The sequence below is a fragment of the Pseudomonas glycinis genome (genome assembly GCF_054871425.1).
This window is the reverse complement of the sequence record NZ_JBTYHF010000006.1, coordinates 338,244-355,841: the sequence shown is the minus strand read 5'-3', so window position 1 is coordinate 355,841 and position 17,598 is coordinate 338,244. Positions and strand designations below refer to the sequence as shown.

The window sequence follows — 17,598 nt, the reverse complement described above, 5'->3', positions numbered from 1 at the left end:
GCAGGCCTCCCTTGTTTTTCACCATCAAGAAGTACCCAACCCCTGTGACAAATCGGAAGACGAAGGCCGCGCCGTTTCCGGCTTGGTCTCCACTTCGGTTTGTTCAGTGGTCCGAGTCACCGTGTCACGAACGGCTTCGTATCCCTCCTGAGCTTTCTGCTTGGCCTTGTCGACCATGCCAGCGCTGGTACGGCCCATGTAGCGCTGTTCAGTGGACGTAGTCGGCAATGCCGCGCCGAGCAATGCACCGAGCGCAACCCCGGCGGCAGCCACCATCAGTGGTTGCTCCTTGAGCAGGTGGCTGAATTGCTGGCCGAGCACTTGCGAATTACGCGACAGTCGATCACTGGCGTCATGCATCGCATGGGTCAAATTTTCCTTCGCCGCACCGACGTTTTCCCCGAGGTGGCTGGCCTTGCCTTTCAGCGTCTGGTAGCCGTCCTTCAGTGAGTCAGTGGTCGAATGCAAATGCGCGCGGGCGCTGTCGATGCCGTCGGCCAAACCGTCGGCCCACTCGCCGGCCTTGTCCTGATCCGGCCCGCTGCGATAGGTCGGTTGCGGCACTGGCGGGCGATTCTGGCTGATCATCAGCCAGAGCAGCCCCACGGAAGTCAGCACCGCAGGTACCGGGTTATTGCGCACGCTGGTGCCGAGGTTGGTGAAGAACGTCGAGCCGTTGCTCTGCATCATTCCCCAGGCCTGATCGATCATTTGCCCGGGAGTGAATTTGCTCTCGAGTTGATCGACGATGTTGCCGATGCTCGCGCGTTGCGCATCGATTTCGCGCTCGATCTGCTCCGGGCTTTTTTCCGCTTCGATATCCAGTTCGCTTTTCATGAGACTTTCCTCCGCAGCGCTTCCTGATCCTTGTTCAAGGCGTCGAGGGTGCGATCAGGTTTGAAGTGAGATGGCTCGAATTGCTTCTTCCCGGATTGCAGCATGGCGAAGCCAATGATCATCACCACCACGCCGACGATCAGCGCGGCCAGCCATGGCGCCATGAACATACTCAGGCCGTACACCGCCGACATCAGCAGAATAATAAAGCCGGCGAGGAACACGATCGCACCACCGGCAACCGCACCGATGCCCGCCTTCAGCGTGCTGAGGCTGTTCTGCAGTTCGGCTTTTGCCAATGCCAGTTCCTTGGTGAACAACGCTGGCACCTCTCGGGACAGTTGTCGCAACAGACCGACCACCGAAGCGTCATCCGTTTGGCCGAGGGGCCTTGCCCCGCTCAGATCAGATTCATCTCTGTTCATCACAGTTCTCCTTTGGCGTCGGGTGCGTGCGGTACGGAAGCCGCGGCAAAATCAGCGGGGTGATCGCTGTCACTGGGCGAGGTCGGGGTGATGCCGGTGGCCAGTCCCGGATTGGCGTGGGCCGATGACGGTACTGACGATTCATAGGGTCGCTGCGCACCGTAATCGGCTGGCGGTGGCGTCGATGTCGTGCCCGCCGCCGGATCGTGCTCGGCGCTGACCGTCGCTGCTGCGGCCGTGCCGGCTTTGAGAAACCGCGACAGGCCGAAACCGATGGCGATGCTGCCGGCGATGAATAGCCCCGGATTGCTGCGCGCCAGATCCGCCGCATCGTGCAGCAACTGCTCGGCACTCTTGCCGCGCAGGTTGCCCGCCAGCCCGGTCATGGAATCCGCCATGTCCGTCAGGTAGTCGGACATGCCCAGCGTGTCCTTGTCGTGCAACTCCGAGACGAAGCTCTTTGCGCCTTGGGCCAATGCTTCTATCTGTTCGGCCGCGGTGTCGCGGTACTGTCCGAATTGCGCGTCGGCCTGTTGCCGCGCGCCGCCAATTGCTTCGTTGACGTCGTCCTTCAAATGTTCAAAACCCTGTCCAGGCTTGCTGTTCGGATCACCTGATTCAAAGCCTGCCCTGCTGTCTTGAGTATTCATGTGGCCCCTCGCGTTCTGACTTGAAAACGGAAAAACGGAGCTACACGGCAACATTGCCTCGAGCCCCCACATAGAAGATGACGGAGCAGCTTGCGCGAGAGTTCAAAGAGGTTGATGAGTGTGCGACATCAGGTCTGGATCAGCGACGAAAGGTTGCGCTTGGCACGATTGCGTTGAGCTTCTGCGCCTGGCTGCGGTCAAGACAAGGCACAAGCATTTATCTGCAACACGACGCTGAAACCCGCAACAACGCCGATAGATGGCAGAATCCCCACACCCTGATCACTTCGGAGACCGCAATGCTTCGCCTGTTTGAAGAAAGGCTCGACCCCTTCCCGCCCGACGAGGCGCCGCCACCGCCAGTCGGCCTGATGCGCTTCTTGTGGGCGTGCACCCGGGGCGCGCGCGGCTACATTCTGGCCTTCGCCCTGCTCAGCGCCAGCGTGTCGATCTACGAGGCATGGCTGTTTTCGTTCCTTGGGCAAGTGGTGGATCTGCTCTCGACCTGGCAATCCGGCGGCGCTGCTGGTGATGAGGAAAGCCGCGTGTTGTGGGGCATCGGCATTGTGCTGGTAGTCAGCATCGGACTAGTGGCGCTGCGCACGATGGTCCAGCACCAGATCCTTGCGATCAATCTGCCGCTGCGCCTGCGCTGGGACTTTCACCGGTTGATGCTGCGGCAAAGTCTGTCGTTCTTCTCCGACGAGTTCTCCGGCCGGGTGACGACCAAGGTCATGCAGACTGCGTTGTCGGTGCGCGAGGTGCTGTTCACCTTGATCGAAATCCTCCCCGGCATTGGCGTGTACTTCATCGCGATCATTGCGCTGGCTGGTGGCTTTGCGCTGAAGCTGATGCTGCCGTTTCTGGCGTGGATCGTTTTGTTCGGGCTGGCGATGGTGTATTTCGTCCCGCGTCTGGGCAAAGTCGGCCAAGAACAGGCCGATGCACGCTCGTCGATGACCGGGCGGATTGCCGACGCCTACACCAACATCACCACGGTCAAACTGTTCTCGCACTCCAAGCGTGAAGCGCACTTTGCCCGTGCGGCAATGGAAGATTTCAAGCTCACCGGATTCCGCCAGATGCGGCTGGTCAGCCAGTTCGAAATCGTCAATCAGGCGCTGGTGGTGGCGTTGATTCTCGGCGCTGGCGGTTATGCATTGTGGCTGTGGCATCAGGGCGAAGTCGGCACCGGCGCCGTCGCGGCGATCACCGCCATGGCGCTGCGCATCAATGGCATGTCGCACTGGATCATGTGGCAGATGACTTCGCTGTTCGAAAACATCGGCACCGTCCAGGACGGGATGGCCACGCTGACCAGCGGCCCGAAAGTCCAGGACGCGCCGGATGCCAAAGTGCTGGAGCCGGCCGGCGGCGAGGTGGTTTTCGACAATGTCAGCTTCAACTACAACGGCGAACGACAGGTGCTCGACGGCTTGACCCTGCATATTCGCCCCGGCGAAAAAATCGGTCTGGTCGGCCGCTCCGGTGCAGGCAAGTCGACACTGATCAACCTGCTGCTGCGCTTCTATGACGTTGATCGCGGCGAGATCCGCATCGATGGGCAGAACATAGCCGAGGTCACCCAGGACAGCCTGCGCAGCGTGATCGGCATGGTCACCCAGGACACGTCGCTGTTGCACCGTTCGATCCGCGACAACATCGCCTACGGTCGCCCGGACGCCACCGACGAAGACATCCACCGCGCGGCGGTGAACGCTCAGGCCGATGGTTTTATCAGCCAGTTGAGCGACAAGCAGGGCCACAGCGGTTACGACACGCTGGTCGGCGAACGCGGCATCAAGCTTTCGGGCGGCCAGCGACAACGCATCGCCATCGCCCGGGTGATGCTGAAGAACGCACCGATCCTGCTGCTCGACGAAGCCACCAGCGCACTGGATTCCGAAGTTGAAGTCGCGATTCAGGAAAGCCTCGATGAAATGATGCAGGGCAAAACCGTGATCGCCATCGCCCACCGCTTGTCGACCATTGCAGCGATGGACCGGCTGATCGTCATGGACGAAGGCCGCATCATCGAACAAGGCACCCACGCGCAACTGCTCGAGAAGAACGGCACCTATGCGCGGTTGTGGCAGCACCAGAGCGGCGGCTTTCTGGGTGAGGATCGGGGTTTGGTTGAGGTGATGGAGGAGTGATCAGGCTGGAGGGCCGGGGCCGGCCCTCCATCGATTGGCCTAGATGGTGACGGGGCTTTCGGTATTAACCGGAAGCTTTACGCGAAACACGGTTCCGCCTTCCAGGTCAGAGCTGACCTCGATCGAGCCGGCATGCGAGGCGACGATTTCCGAAGCGATAAACAGGCCTAGACCGAGCCCGGCAACCGGCCCGTGATCAACCACGGAGCGCTGCGAGAAGCGCCCCATCGGGTTGAAGATGAACGGCAATACATCCTCCGGGATCGGTTCGCCGCCGTTATGTACGGTGAACACCGCGCAATCCTCCCGCGCTTCCAGTGCAACCGTAACCGGAAACTGATTATCGCCGTGGGTCACCGCATTGCTGATGATGTTGGAAAACACCTGTTCCATCCTGGCGCCATCGAACGCTCCCATCACCGCTTCCGTCGCATCGAACCGCACGTTGGCCTGCGGATGAAAGGCGCGGATTTCCTCGATCACCCGCTCGCACACAGGGCTGAGATCGATCAGGGATTTTTTCACCGGAATCCCCGGCCCCATCTGGCAACGCGTCAGATCCAGCAGGTCGCCCACGATCTGGCTGGCGCGCTGCACGCTGGCGTAGATCTGCCTGGCCACTTTGCCGGTGCGCGGGTCGGTGGCTTCGGTACGACGCAACATATCCGCACCGAGCAGAATCGCCCCCAGCGGCGTGCGCAAGTCATGGCCGAGAATCCCCAGAAACACGTTGCGCGACGCCTCGACGGCGCGCGAGTAGCTGGCAATCGACTCGGCCAGCGCCTGATCGATGGCTTCGTGAAAGCGTGTCATGTCGTCGACATTCACTGATTTGCCATCCTTGACCTGACGCAGCCATTGGGTCAGCACACTGGTGCGCAGCGCGCGGTATTCCGACACCATCTGATCGATGGTAAAACCGGCCATCAACCGCGTCACCGCGTGGGTTTCCGCAGCTGTTTCTTCATCGTCGCGCGGCGCTTGGCCCTGGGCTTTGGCGATTTGTTCGCTCATGGTCTGCTTGGTCCGCAGATCGATCACGATGGCGCGCAACATCTGCTCGGCGTGATCGCGCAGTGCGACGTTATCGAGTTCCGCACCTGGTGTCTCGATGGTGCGGGCGAAATCTTCCCAGGCCTGCAGGATCGGCTCTAGGTTTTCGAGAATGAAATCTGGCAGGCGCATGGCTGTAGTCCGCAGGGGAAATCCATCAACGCCAGCAGCTGAGCCGGCGCAGATTTCGGAAAGGGCAATTCAGGAGTACAGAAAGTACGGCTGAGGGGATGCAGCCTACCACCAAAGCGCTGGGCTAACGTTGGAGGAAAATCGGTGTGCTGAAGAGGTTGCGGTCGGCATGAGATGATCGCTGCGCCCGCAACGAACGCCTCTGAAGCGACTACGGCTACGGACTCCTTGCGATGAGAGAAGTCCGTTTTAAGAGGTTATCCGTTGAGAGTCTTTACTCCAGGCATCGCTTGGGCGTCAGTCGAGTTTGCTTGGTGTTCGGCACCTCAGCACTGACATCTGCCTGTTTACGGCTGCTGAATTCAATCGGATAAGGCCCGGTCTGCGCCAGAGCTGCCTGCACACGGCTGACAAAGGCCGCGTCGTCCAGGGTGTAGAAAACCCACACCTGACGCTTTCCGCCGGTGACCGTGCACCCCCACTTTGCGAACCCATCCGCCGTTACGGCCGCCTTAATCAGGCGGTCCACCTGCATCATCCGCGCGGATTCCTTCGAACTCGGCAGGAAGCGATCCGACACGTATTTCCAGCTGATGCGAGCCTTGTAAGGAAATGCCTGGGTATCCTTGAGATTCAAGTCGGAAGGCATGCGAAAACTCGCTGGCATTGGCTCGTCAGGAAAATCAGACGGTTGGAAATCGCTGTCGCCTGGCACGGCCACTTGCCGTTGCGGATTGTCAGCAGGATCATCACTGAGCAATATTCTGAGCGCTTCAGCTTGGCGCTCTTTCCGCTCGCTCATGCATTTGGCGTAGGCCGTTGTATGCGCTGGACCGGCATCCAGACAAGGATCGCGCTCTACCGGTTTTGGAGTATGGGAGCGCGTGCAGCCGGTCGTGATCAGGCTTGCCAGCACCAATAAAACAACGGCTGGCCAGATTTCAGGGCGCAGGGAAGCGTGGGGAGTGACTTTCAAGTGGCCTTCCTTGGATGAGCTGTAGTACAAGACATATGGAAAACGGCGCATTTTGCCTGCCATCCCTGGCCCATGAACAGGCCAAAGCGGAATTAAAGTGGCAACTCATCACAAACAGTGCTCGACCAGCCACAGCCGCTTGTGATGAACAGCCACATACTCCCTCAGATGCCTACGCTGGCACCGTTGCCCGGTACGCCAAAATCGCCACCCGGAAAAGCACCACCCTCAATGTGATACACGCTCGGCTCTGCGGAAAAATAATCCTCCAGACCCAGCATGAAGCGCTGGTGGTCTTCGCTTTCTTCAAACCCCGGCGAGTGATCCTCAAGCGATTGCCAGCGCACGATCAAATTGAATTGCTCGGGGGTTTCAATACCTTGCGCCAGCATGTGGCCGCCATATCCCTTGGCGCGGGTGAGCAACGGTTCGACTTCGGCAAATGCGCGTCGGAAGGCTTCAGTCTGATGCGGGTGAACGGGCAGCACAGCGATCTCGTAAACCATGATGTTTCTCCAAAATCAGTGAGCGGATTCAGACGATGAGTGAAGGCTCGACGGCGATGGCGATTTTTCCCAGCAGACCGTTGTTGGCGCTCTCCAGTCGAGCGTGGGCGAGCGGGATGTCGGCGAGGGAATAGACCGCGCCAACATGGGGCCGCAACTGGCCGCGCTCGACCAACGCGCTCAGTTCATCGAGCTTGCCGCGATTCTGCCGGGTGAAAACGAAGTGGTAGCTGGCGTTCTTGCCCCAGGCCTGAACGAGGTTTTGTGGCTGCGCGATGTCGACGATCGAGACGACGCGGCCAAGCTGGGCAAGCGCGTCGGCACTGCGAGACAGGGTATCGCCGCCGATGGTGTCGAACACCACATCAACGCCATGCCCGGCGGTTTCGCGCATGATCGCTTCGACGTAGTCCTCTTGGGTGTAATCGATCACCACGTCGGCACCCAGGCTGCGGACGAAGTCGGCGTTGGCCTCGCGCACGGTGGTGAACACTCTGGCGCCCATGGCTTTGGCCACCTGAATCGCCACATGGCCGACCCCGCCCGCGCCGCCGTGGATCAGAATGCTTTCGCCAACGCGGAGCACGGCGCGCACGGTCAGCGCTTCCCAAACCGTACCGCCGACCAGACTCAGACTAGCCGCCTCAAGGTGGCTCAGCGATGCAGGCTTTCTGGCGATGATGCTTTCAGCAGCCACGTGGTACTCGGCATAGCTGCCCTGCCCGTCGAATATCTGCGGGGTGTACCAGACTTCGTCGCCCGGCGCGAAAGCGCTGACGCCCGGCCCGATGGCTTCAACCACGCCCGACACGTCGTGACCGGTAATGGCCGGCAGCGGCACCAGATCGGGATAGTCACCGCGCCGAACCTGATAATCCAGCGGATTGATGGAAGTAGCGTGCACTCGGACCAGCACTTGGCCCGCTTGCGGAACCGGTTTTGGAACGTCGCTGAGTTCGAACGAATCAGGACCGCCGAAGGATTTCAAAATCATCGCTTTCATGGCAAAACCTCGTATCGATAAAGAGGGATATCGAGAATTCTCGATATCCTAGAGTAAAAAAAATTTACAGCTCTTTCCCTATGATCTCTGCAAGCGCGCTGATAGCAGCCTCATTGCGTTTGTAGTAGGTCCATTGACCGATGCGCCGCACCTCAACCAGCCCCACTCGCTGCAACGTGGCCAGGTAACTCGACACCGTAGACTGCGACAGGCCGATACCTTCCTGGATGCTGCTGACGCAGACACCCTCGACGAGAACGTCACCCTCATCCTGCGGGGGGAAATTCTTGACGGGATCCTTCAGGCCTTCAAGGATCTTGAGGCGCGTCGGGTTCGAGAGGGCTTTGAAGATTTCGATCAGTTCCATGCGCCGAGGATATCGAGATTTTTCGATATGTCAATGCGCGATATTGATCTGATTGGCAGTCGGCGACAGGCGGCAACGGGATCCGATTTGCCACCCTGCCGTGCGGCTCAGCCTTGGGGCGCATCCAGCAACACCCACAACCGCACGATTTTCCCTTCGCTGATTTCCGCCACGTCGACACCGCTGACAACAGTTGACCCAGCGCTCAGGCCCGCATGCCAGCGCAGGTAACCCAAGCCATGATGCCCAACCGCCGGCCCCTCGGGAACAAAAGCGAAGTCCGCCCCGAACTGATCCAGCAACGCACCGGCCACCTCTGAAATCGCCGCCCGCCCGGTGACGGTGCCAGTCGGTTCGTACATCGTCGGTGTGTCTGCAAAAAGCTCCTGCACCGCCGCAATGCGCTTCTGTGCATCGCGCTCGTTGAACACGCGCTGCAGGTTGGCCCGCAGCAAGGCGTCGTAGTTTTCCACGTCATTGATATTTCGCGAATCTGAGCCAGACATTTTTGAATCCTCGATTGGTATGTGAAGCCCGGTTGCCCGAGCTCAGCGGTCAACCATGTTTGACCAGGTTCAAGGCTGGCAGCGGTCCGCCCGGGAACTGTGCAAGCATTCCCTGCTGCACACCGCCCAGGTCGATGCCGTAAAAACCCAGTTGAGTAATCAGCTCTGCAACTTTGGTTTTGCTCGCGGCATCTTCACCGGAATAAAACAGCACCCGCTTGCCGCCCTCGGCGGAGGGATCGCTCAGCAGAGCCGCGAGCAAATGGTTGAAGGCCTTGACCATGTGCGCACCGGGCAGCATCTGCGCCACCACTTGCGAAGACGGCTGGCCGCCCAGATCGAACGGCTTGAACAGTGGTGCCTCGATCGGGTTGTTGGCGTCGATCACGATACGTCCATCCCAAGGCCCGAGATCGCGTACCGCGTCGGGGATCTTCGACCAGTTCACCGCCAGAAAAACAATGTCCGCCTGACTGGCTTGCTGAGCCGTCACCGCTTGTGCGAGTGGACCCAATTCGTCGACCAAACCGGCAAGGCTCTGCGGCCCACGGCTGTTGGCCAGACTGACCGGCAGGCCTGCGTTGACGAGCAACCGAGCGATGGCGGTGCCGATGGAGCCTGTACCAATGATGCTGATAGTCATGATGCTCTCCTTACGCTGTGAAGCCGCCGTCGACGATTAATTCTGCGCCGGTGACAAACCCGGCGTCCGCACTGGCCAGGTACGCCACCGCGCTGGCAACATCCTTGCCCTCGCCGTACCGCCCCATGGCGATGTTCGGGCGTAGGAAGTCCGCAATGGGCCCGTCGGCCGGGTTCATGTCGCTGTCGGTCGGGCCAGGATGGACGGTGTTCACAGTGATGCCGCGCGGCCCAAGATCGCGCACCAGTCCACGACTGAAACCGGTCAGCGCACCTTTGCTCAGGGTGTAGACGGAGGCGGTAGCGAACGCAGCGTATTGCACCATCGAGCTGCCGATGTGAATGATGCGACCGCCCTGCCCCATGTGTTTGAGCGCTTGCTGAGTGGCGACGAAGACGCCGGTCACGTTCACCGCAAGGATGCGTTGAAAGTCCTCAAAGGCGATGTCCTCGGGGGCACCGAGCAGGCTGATACCAGCGTTGTTCACCAGAATGTCGATCTTGCCAAAACGCTGTGCAACCTCGGCAATCGCTGCACGTACAGCCTCGGGATTGCCCGCATCGGCCGCCAGCGCCACAGCCTGGCCGCCCGCCGCGACGATTTCCTGCACCACCGCTTCGGCGCGATCTGGCGATGCGTTGTAGGTGATAGCGACGGTGGCGCCATCTGCCGCGAGGCGCTTGGCGATTGCTGCGCCGATGCTGCGTGAGCCACCGGTCACGATGGCGATTTTGCCGGTCAGTGGAAGCGTGGAAGTGTTCATGGTCGAGCCTCTGGGTGGTTGGAGTTGATGAGGCTATGAAACGCCTTTTGATCTTCCACCAGTAGTGGAAGCCCACTAGAATCACTTTCAATTATTCGTTGAAGGTGCGCAGATGGAAACCTTAGGCAATTTGCTCTCATTCGTGCGCAGCGCCGAGGCGGGAAGCTTCTCTGCGGCGGCGCGGCGCCTGGGCCTGACTCCCGCGGCGGTCAGTCGCAATGTCGCGCAACTGGAGGCCAACCTCGGCGTACGCTTGTTTCAGCGCAGCACGCGCAAACTCACGCTGACCGAAGCGGGAGAACGCTTTCTGGCCAACGTCGGTTCGGGACTGGAAATTGTTCAAGCGGCGATTGCCGATGTGGCCGGCAATGCCGGAGAGCCTTCAGGCCTTTTGCGTCTGAGCGCAGCACCCGGTTTCGCCAGGGATTTTCTGTTGCCGCTGATGCCCCAGTTTCTCAAGCAATACCCCGCCGTGACCCCTGAATGGCACGTCGACAATCGCCAGGTCGATCTCATCGCGGACGGGTTTGATGCGGCCATCGGTGGCGGCATCGAGCTGGCGCAAGGTGTGGTGGCCAGGGCCATCGCCCCGGCGCATCTGATTCTGGTGGCATCGAAGGAATACCTCTCGGCACACAAGCGCATCCGGCACATCGAAGAGCTGGCGACGCTGGATCATCTGGCCATGCGCTCGGTGCAGACCGGCAAGGTGCGCAGCTGGATGCTGCAAGGCCCCGACGGGCAACGAGCACCGCTGGAGTTGGCGCCGCGCCTGTTGGTCAACGATCCGCAAGCGCTGTGTCAGTGCGCGCGCTTGGGATTGGGGGTTGCGCTGTTGGCGGTTCCGGATGTGCTGCCTTATCTGCAGGACGGCACGCTGGAAAGGGTTTTGCCGGGTTGGCATGTCGATGCGGGGCAGATCTATTTGTACTTTTCCAGCCAGAAACTGTTGCCGGCCAAAACCCGGGCGTTTGTGGATTTTCTGGTCGGTCAGGCTCGAGCGGATGGGTGGGCCGCTCTTTTCGATGCTCGGGCTTAAAAGGCAAGTCATACGACCTCTAAATCCGAAGTAGCACCACGCCTAAGCGGTTTATAAAGTCTTTCAAGCTTGCCGCCTCTACTTGATTACGGTACAAACTTGGCAGTTGTACGACAACATAATAAAAACCTGAGCCACCCCGAGTGGCTATCATTTTTGAGAGCTGCCATGTCCCGTCCTGATTTTGCGCCAACCGTACCGCCACCCTTCCCCCGTTATCTCGCCGTGATCATTCTGTTGTGCATGGGCTGTGCGTTCGCCGGCAACCACGTCGCGGCACGGGTGGCTTTTGATGACGGCGCGGGCGTATTGCTGGCGATTCTGATGCGCTCGGGCGGGACTTTGCTGGTGCTGGCCATTCTCGTCCTGTGGCAGCGGCAAAGCCTGCGCCTGCCGACGGGCGCGTGGCGTTGGCAACTGTTGTTGGGCCTGCTGATTACTGCGCAGAGCCTGTGTCTGTACTCCGCTGTCGCGCGGGTCCCGGTCGCTCTGGCGCTGCTGGTGGCCAACGTGTTTCCGATCCTGCTGGCCTTGCTGACCTGGGCGCTGGGCGGCCCACGCCCAACCGCGCGCACCGCGATGTTGATGGGCTTGATTCTCGTTGGGCTGGTGTTCGTGCTGGACGTTCCCGGACGTCTGTCAGACAGCGCCAGCGTCGGCCCGGAATGGCTACTGGGCGTCGCACTCGCCTTCTGCGCCGCCAGCGTCTTCGCCTGCGCGCTGTGGATCACCGACCACAAACTGTCGCAAGTGCGCGGCTCGGTGCGCAGCCTGCTGACCATCTTCATCGTCTTCAGCAGCGTCAACCTGGCCGGCCTGACCGGTGCCCTCCCCGGCGGACTCAACCTCCCCGCCACCTCAACCGGCTGGCTGGCCCTTGCCACGCTTGTCGTACTCTATGGGACCGGCTTCATTGTGTTGTTCATCTCCGTACCCCGACTGGACATGCCACGCAACGCCCCGGTGATGAATATCGAACCACTGGCGACGTTGTTGATGGGCTGGATTGTGCTGGATCAAATGCTCAGCAGAGGGCAGATCGTCGGTGGAGTGATTGTGGTGAGCGGGATTGTTTTGCTGACGTATCGCAAAGTGCCGGTGAAGGTTGGGGTGAAGGCTGAGGTTTGAGGGGATGTGGTGGCGGGACTCATGGTTGGCGAGTCCTGCTTATCGCTCCCGGCTCGATACCGGATCAGCAGAATTGCAGGCTCTCTAGGTCTACCTGGGCATAGCTTCCTATTTCACCCTTGTAGAGATAAATCGCAGTTACCTCCAGCTCCGTTCGTAAGAATTCCGCCAGCGTTCTGAGTCTGGTGCTTGTGGTCATGGCAGGGCGTACAACCGTCGCGCTACCGGGTTGGTCATCGTAAGTTCTGACGAGAAACTGATCGACACCATCCAGAATCAGGTAATTGAACCCTCGATACTCATAGCCTGCGTCGTAGTCGACATCATCGAAACGGTCGGCCTTTTCTATTCTCAAGACGCCGCCCCGCTAATTCGACTCAGCGAAATTGAAACGGTCTGGCGCCTGAAAAGTAGATGGCGCTCCATCAACGTCATTTACCAACTACCGTACGGGATGCCGAACTTATCAATGTAACGCTTGGCCTTTTCACTCACGGGATAGGCATAGCGCCCGCCATGCTTGCCCTGCTCCGGGCCGAGAGGTTCGAGTTCGCCTTGAGCATGGGAGACTTTTATCGGGCGGTGGCAGGAGTCCCTGACCCACGCTTGAAGCACTCCCCCCGGGGCGAGCCCCACAAGCAGCGTTGCGGAGTAACGTGCGGTTCTTTCGGGAGTCTTCGGGCACCGCTGATGTGTGGACTGCACCATCAGTTGCCTCGCTTCCTCTGGAATCTCTATGAAGCCTTTATAGGTTTTCTGCTCCGATATCGACTGCCAACGGACAAAAATCATTCGAGGAAGGTCAGCACCGGTAACCATAACTCCAGAACCACCGACTGTTCCCCAACCACGGGCAGACTCCGTCCCATCTTCTGGTTCGCCTCCGGGAGCGGATTTTCCACCGACTCTGAAAAACATTCTGTTATTGATATCCAGCACCGAGCTGTCCTCAACCCAGATCTTCATGTAATTCGGCTCAACGAACCCTATTTGCCACCAAGGAGACTTGGGGTCATTTTCCCCACTTTCGAAACCTCCTCTCTGGCAGCCCATTAACAATAAGGCGACAAGCAGAGCGATTACAGACTTCATTACCAGAGCTTCCAATCAGCTACGTGAGGATGTTGTACACGGATCGCGTCTTCCGTCGGGGCGTTGATGTAAACAGCATCAATACCGCTCCCGTCTCTTCTTCCAAGGGGATGATTCCAGTTTGCAGAGGTATGAATGTACTTCAGCTTGAGCAAAGCCTCTTCTTCAGCAGTTGTTCTGTAGTTTCCGGTGAGAAATCGGTCACAAAGAGGTTGCAGCTCTGCCGGCACGGAGTATTCGTCATCTTCCGGTATATCAATGAATTGAACACCCTTTTCTTTTGCCAGCTGATACATGACTCTTAAATAAACTCTCGAAAGTTTACCACTCACCGGACGTTTCAATTGTAGAGCGGCATATACGCGCTTCTGCCCCGGTGAAAGCCTGTCTTGATGCTCCTGCGGAATTTCGAAGGAAGCCGGGGTGACAATATCCAGCAGATGCGCAGGCCATCCTTTAGCAAGCCACTCGCTTTTTACGCGCGCGGCGTCGTGATAAATCGACGTCGTTGAAACGTCTACGTACCGAGGTACATCGAGAGTTTGCATCGGACTGACAAGCACGCGTTCCTCTACTTCATCAAGATAGCTGCCGCCAACATCCGAATGAACCCCGGGAAGAGTGTACTCAGGGTGCGCGGGCTTCACTCGGCTGAGCGCAAAATTAGCGCGACACTCATCACGCGCTACGAGATGTACGACATCCGTGAAGTATTGACGGTCCAGGTAAAGCCTCACACCGGGAGCTATAGGACTTTTCACCCGGCCAAGATTGGTGAAGCCGGCAATTGAGGGCACCGTGTCAAAGAGCCCGATGAAACCCATTTTGATGCCGTTTCCGTATTTATTATCAAAGGTGCGACTGAAATCTGCGGCGTTCCGGTTTAGGAGATCTCCTAAAGCTCCTTGCTTACCCCGCACCACTTCATTTGCGAAGTGCCGTGCAGCAGCAGCCCCACGACTGAAGCCAAATGTATCGAACGTCAGGGACGCAATTTCACTGTCGGGGTTCTCTTGCAGTGCCTCTTCGATAGCTTGTTTTATCTGCGTGAAGGACGCTTGTACGCGACTCGTAACACCAGTCTCACCTCGCCCCGTTCCAGCACCTACAGCACTATCCATCTGATTGCTTTCAGTGCCTATACCTTCGACATATATTGGGCTTGAGACGTACTTAAGAAAGCCATCGCCTTCGGCTTTCTGGGTCTTTTTATACAGAGAAAACAATTTCCTGATATTCGTAGGCCCGGCGCCATAACTACTATCCGGGTCACTCATGTAAGGCATACAGCTAGCTGGTATATCCTCAGGCGCAATCGGATGCTGAGCGCCGCACAACAACCCCGCAGCAGAGTTGTTCGCATTGTTGCCTGTGCCATCAAAGAAAACCCCGATCCTCAACGCAATGCCTATCTTCTCAGGCTCGCGCGCGGGCTCTTTACCGTGTTTCTCATACTCGGCCCAATGCTGGGCGTGTAGGTCGACGGGTTTGGCTTGTTCGTAGCGGTAGTTTTTCGGCGGGTTTGGAACGTAACCACTCAATCCTTGATTCCTTGTTCTGATCCTTGAAGAACGGCCCGAAGGGTGACAGTCGAGCCCGGGTGGTGCAAGCCGTGGCCGTGTGCCAGCCATGGCGCGCCCGGGGATTGCGACGAGGTTTTGCGCTCGTCGCATTGCGGGTCATTTGGCTATTTCGACTTTATCCAAAGCCTGATTTACCGCGATCTCGCCAAGCATGACGACCTGAGCGATGCCTAGCAGGGTTTTGCGGCGCGGGTTGTCGAGCAGCGCGGCGAAGTCGTAGAGCATGGTGGTGGCCGAGCCGAGGGATTCGCTGGCATTGGCCAGCAGGGACTCGGTGTCGTATTTCGGGTTGGCGAGGAACATCTGTTCCGGGGTGTTGGTGCTGGCCAGGATGTCTGCCGGGCCGAGGTAGTGATCGAGGGCGCGTTCGGCGGCTTCGTGAAGCTTTTTCGAGGCGCTGGTTTCGTAGGGCGATGCGGGGTCGGTGGTTGGGGGATTGGGTGTGACTTTGAACATGGTGAAACTCCTGATTATTCGTCTGGAGCTACCAACATCACTTGCAGATGATGGGTGGCAGCTGTGTGCGGGTCTGCAAGACCGGGAAATCAGGAACCCGGCAGACCCGAAGGTCTCCCGCACAAAGCCGCCATTGAGCGGACACGAACAAGTGTCCTTTGGCAGGGCTATGCGACTGATTCCGACGGGCTTGCAGACCCGATCACTGATGAGCAGTGACAGGAATCAAGTTACGGAGGGAACGGCAGACGCACAAGCCGGCGGATTCTGGCGTAGTCGTAGGGAATGACGCAAGGCGTTGTAGCCGTTTGCTTAAGGCTGGAGTTACTGTTTAAACGGGCTGAGGGTTTTCTGTTTATGTAGTGGTGAATGAGCTGACGTCATCTCGAGCAGGCTCGCTCCTTGGTATTGGGACGTTGATTAACCAACACGAGCCTCACACCATCCGCCGCGAATCCCGCCGTACCGCCTGCGGCGGCACGCCAAAGCCGCGCATGAACACCTCGCGCATGTGCCGGCGGTCACGAAACCCGGTTTCTCTGGCAACCACATCCAGACTGTGACTGCTTTGCTCGATCAGCAAACGCGCTGCTTCCAGCCTTAGGCTCTCTATCGCCTTGGCTGGAGACTGGCCGGTTTCGGCGGTGAACACGCGGGTGAATTGCCGCGGACTCAGGTGCACCACTTCGGCCAGTTCTTCGACGCTCAGCGGGCGATTGAGGTGCTTGCGCGCGTAATCCAGCGCACTCTGAATGCGGTCGGATTTGGGCGACAGCGAGAGCAGTTCCGAATGCTGCGACTGCCCTCCGGACCTACGCTGATGCATCACCAGTCGATGGGCGACCGAGCGGGCGATTTCGCTGCCCAGATCCTTCTCGACCATACCCAGCGCCATGTCGACACCAGCGGTCATGCCCGCCGATGTCCACACCGGGCCGTCGATGATGAAGATGCGGTCGTCCTCGACATTCACCGATGGATGCATCCTGCGCAGCGCCGGGGCGAACGCCCAGTGCGTGGTCACGCGGCGGTTATCCAGCACTCCGGCCTGCGCCAGTACGAACGAGCCGGTGCAGATGCCGGCCACGCGGCGTGCGCCGTCGGCGAGCCCGCGCACGCTGTGCAGCACGTCAGCACCGGGCGGCGTCAGCGGTGTCAGCGTGCCAGCCACCAGCCAACTGTCGGCCAGCCCCGCTTGCGTCAGCGGCAACGTATCGACGTGCAAGCCCAGCGAGGAGCTGACGATGCCGCCGGCCTGGGAAAAATTTTGCACCTTGTACACGGCTTTGCCGGTGACGATGTTGGCGAACTCGAACACCGACTGGGTCGCCAGCGCCATGACCTGAAAACCTTCCGAGAGCAGATAGCCGACTCGATGCATGGTCGCGCTCCGTTTGTTGAATGTCCTGAAACACTACCACATACGTCATTCAGGTCGGAGCAGGTTTTCTCCATCATGGCTTGCATACCAATCAATCCACTCGCGGGACGCAGCTCATGAAACTTGAAGCGAACACGATCTTCATCACCGGCGGCACTTCCGGCATCGGCCGCGCACTGGCCGAGGCCCTGCATCAGCGCGGCAACAAGGTCATCATCGCTGGTCGTCGCCAGACCCTGCTGGCAGAGATTGCCCAAGCGAATCCGGGTATCGACACCGTGCAGCTGGACATCAACGATGCGCGGCAGATCAAGGACGTCGCCGCCGAAGTCATCCGCCGCCATCCGTCGTTGAATGTAATCATCAACAACGCCGGGATCATGCCCTTCGACAACGCGGGTTCCGGCGACTACGACGATGCGCAGGCCGTCGGTCTGTTGCAGACCAACCTGCTCGGCCCAGTGCGCGTCAGCGCGGCGTTCGTCGAACACCTCAAGCGCCAGCCCGAGGGCTACATCATCAACAACAGCTCGGTACTGGCCTACCTGCCGCTGGCGACCACGGCGCTGTATTCAGCGACCAAAGCGGCTATCCATTCCTACTCGCTGTCGCAGCGTTTCATGCTGCGCGACACCAGCGTCAAGGTCCTGGAAATCGCGCCGCCTTGGGTTGATACCGACCTGATTCACAAGAGCGGCGACGAGCGCGCCATGCCGCTGGGCGAGTTTATCGAGGAAACCCTGATCAAGCTGGAAACCGCCACCACCGAAGTGCTGGTTGATCGAGTCTTGCCGCTGCGAGCCAACCAGGGCGCGAACGAGCACGGGTTGATCGAGCAATTCAACCTGTCGCTGCTGGAAAATCCTATTCCGGTGGCCTGAACTCACCGACAGAAACACCCG

Annotated in this window: 19 protein-coding genes; 4 read left to right on the top strand and 15 right to left on the bottom strand. The window is 59.2% G+C overall.

What is annotated here, in order from left to right:
• Positions 1–24 precede the first annotated feature (24 nt).
• Genes ACYSTU_RS16865 through ACYSTU_RS16855 form a run of 3 tightly spaced genes read right to left on the bottom strand, consistent with a single transcriptional unit; the run spans position 25 to position 1,912 of the window.
• The gene (locus tag ACYSTU_RS16865; protein ID WP_223630308.1) at positions 25–837 is read right to left on the bottom strand and encodes a DUF3618 domain-containing protein; all 813 of its coding nucleotides are present in this window, start codon (positions 835–837) and stop codon (positions 25–27) included.
• Positions 834–1,262: a phage holin family protein gene (locus tag ACYSTU_RS16860; RefSeq protein ID WP_024012566.1), complete on the bottom strand. Its 429-nt coding sequence runs from the start codon at positions 1,260–1,262 to the stop codon at positions 834–836. Before ACYSTU_RS16860 ends, ACYSTU_RS16865 begins: the two co-directional genes overlap by 4 nt.
• Positions 1,262–1,912: a hypothetical protein gene (locus tag ACYSTU_RS16855; protein ID WP_499000197.1), complete on the bottom strand. Its 651-nt coding sequence runs from the start codon at positions 1,910–1,912 to the stop codon at positions 1,262–1,264. Before ACYSTU_RS16855 ends, ACYSTU_RS16860 begins: the two co-directional genes overlap by 1 nt.
• A 299-nt stretch (positions 1,913–2,211) precedes the next feature.
• Between ACYSTU_RS16855 and ACYSTU_RS16850 the strand changes: the two genes are divergently transcribed.
• A complete protein-coding gene (locus tag ACYSTU_RS16850) occupies positions 2,212–4,068 on the top strand; it encodes an ABC transporter ATP-binding protein (protein ID WP_056784851.1) in 1,857 nt (618 codons plus the stop codon).
• 39 nt (positions 4,069–4,107) lie between these two features.
• Here ACYSTU_RS16850 and ACYSTU_RS16845 read toward each other — a convergent pair whose 3' ends face one another.
• The 8 genes from ACYSTU_RS16845 to ACYSTU_RS16810 form a co-directional block, all read right to left on the bottom strand.
• On the bottom strand, positions 4,108–5,253 hold the full coding sequence (locus ACYSTU_RS16845) for an ATP-binding protein (protein WP_499000193.1): 1,146 nt from the start codon (positions 5,251–5,253) through the stop codon (positions 4,108–4,110).
• Positions 5,254–5,527: 274 nt separating this feature from the next.
• Positions 5,528–6,229 (bottom strand): DUF695 domain-containing protein, encoded by a 702-nt coding sequence (locus tag ACYSTU_RS16840; RefSeq protein WP_499000191.1) that lies wholly within the window; start codon positions 6,227–6,229, stop codon positions 5,528–5,530.
• Positions 6,230–6,393: 164 nt separating this feature from the next.
• Positions 6,394–6,735 (bottom strand): antibiotic biosynthesis monooxygenase family protein, encoded by a 342-nt coding sequence (locus tag ACYSTU_RS16835; RefSeq protein WP_024012561.1) that lies wholly within the window; start codon positions 6,733–6,735, stop codon positions 6,394–6,396.
• Positions 6,736–6,763: 28 nt separating this feature from the next.
• Entirely contained in the window at positions 6,764–7,738 is a 975-nt protein-coding gene (locus ACYSTU_RS16830; protein ID WP_041480565.1) for a zinc-dependent alcohol dehydrogenase family protein, read from the bottom strand.
• Positions 7,739–7,802: 64 nt separating this feature from the next.
• Positions 7,803–8,105: an ArsR/SmtB family transcription factor gene (locus ACYSTU_RS16825; RefSeq protein ID WP_024012559.1), complete on the bottom strand. Its 303-nt coding sequence runs from the start codon at positions 8,103–8,105 to the stop codon at positions 7,803–7,805.
• A gap of 107 nt (positions 8,106–8,212) precedes the next feature.
• A complete protein-coding gene (locus ACYSTU_RS16820) occupies positions 8,213–8,578 on the bottom strand; it encodes a nuclear transport factor 2 family protein (protein WP_221761470.1) in 366 nt (121 codons plus the stop codon).
• Positions 8,579–8,660: 82 nt separating this feature from the next.
• Positions 8,661–9,257 (bottom strand): NADPH-dependent F420 reductase, encoded by a 597-nt coding sequence (locus tag ACYSTU_RS16815; protein WP_499000351.1) that lies wholly within the window; start codon positions 9,255–9,257, stop codon positions 8,661–8,663.
• Positions 9,258–9,264: 7 nt separating this feature from the next.
• Positions 9,265–10,017: a 3-oxoacyl-ACP reductase family protein gene (locus tag ACYSTU_RS16810; protein WP_071171903.1), complete on the bottom strand. Its 753-nt coding sequence runs from the start codon at positions 10,015–10,017 to the stop codon at positions 9,265–9,267.
• 112 nt (positions 10,018–10,129) lie between these two features.
• Between ACYSTU_RS16810 and ACYSTU_RS16805 the strand changes: the two genes are divergently transcribed.
• Positions 10,130–11,056 carry a LysR family transcriptional regulator gene (locus ACYSTU_RS16805; RefSeq protein ID WP_499000184.1) on the top strand — a complete coding sequence of 309 codons (927 nt, stop codon included), beginning with the start codon at positions 10,130–10,132 and terminating at the stop codon, positions 11,054–11,056.
• Positions 11,057–11,224: 168 nt separating this feature from the next.
• On the top strand, positions 11,225–12,184 hold the full coding sequence (locus tag ACYSTU_RS16800; protein ID WP_499000181.1) for an EamA family transporter: 960 nt from the start codon (positions 11,225–11,227) through the stop codon (positions 12,182–12,184).
• 435 nt (positions 12,185–12,619) lie between these two features.
• Here the strand turns inward: ACYSTU_RS16800 and ACYSTU_RS16795 are convergent, their stop codons facing one another.
• The 4 genes from ACYSTU_RS16795 to ACYSTU_RS16780 all read right to left on the bottom strand — a co-directional run bounded on the left by ACYSTU_RS16795 (position 12,620) and on the right by ACYSTU_RS16780 (position 16,696).
• A complete protein-coding gene (locus ACYSTU_RS16795) occupies positions 12,620–13,276 on the bottom strand; it encodes a DUF2931 family protein (RefSeq protein ID WP_264364952.1) in 657 nt (218 codons plus the stop codon).
• Positions 13,276–14,817: a T6SS phospholipase effector Tle1-like catalytic domain-containing protein gene (locus ACYSTU_RS16790; RefSeq protein ID WP_499000178.1), complete on the bottom strand. Its 1,542-nt coding sequence runs from the start codon at positions 14,815–14,817 to the stop codon at positions 13,276–13,278. The genes ACYSTU_RS16795 and ACYSTU_RS16790 overlap by 1 nt, the downstream gene beginning before the upstream one ends.
• A 138-nt stretch (positions 14,818–14,955) precedes the next feature.
• On the bottom strand, positions 14,956–15,315 hold the full coding sequence (locus ACYSTU_RS16785) for a DUF6124 family protein (RefSeq protein WP_136493627.1): 360 nt from the start codon (positions 15,313–15,315) through the stop codon (positions 14,956–14,958).
• A 436-nt stretch (positions 15,316–15,751) separates the two neighbouring features.
• On the bottom strand, positions 15,752–16,696 hold the full coding sequence (locus ACYSTU_RS16780) for a GlxA family transcriptional regulator (RefSeq protein ID WP_016774277.1): 945 nt from the start codon (positions 16,694–16,696) through the stop codon (positions 15,752–15,754).
• A 116-nt stretch (positions 16,697–16,812) separates the two neighbouring features.
• Between ACYSTU_RS16780 and ACYSTU_RS16775 the strand changes: the two genes are divergently transcribed.
• Positions 16,813–17,577, top strand: coding sequence for an SDR family oxidoreductase (locus ACYSTU_RS16775; RefSeq protein ID WP_474320338.1), 765 nt, complete (start codon positions 16,813–16,815; stop codon positions 17,575–17,577).
• The last annotated feature ends 21 nt before the right edge of the window (positions 17,578–17,598 follow it).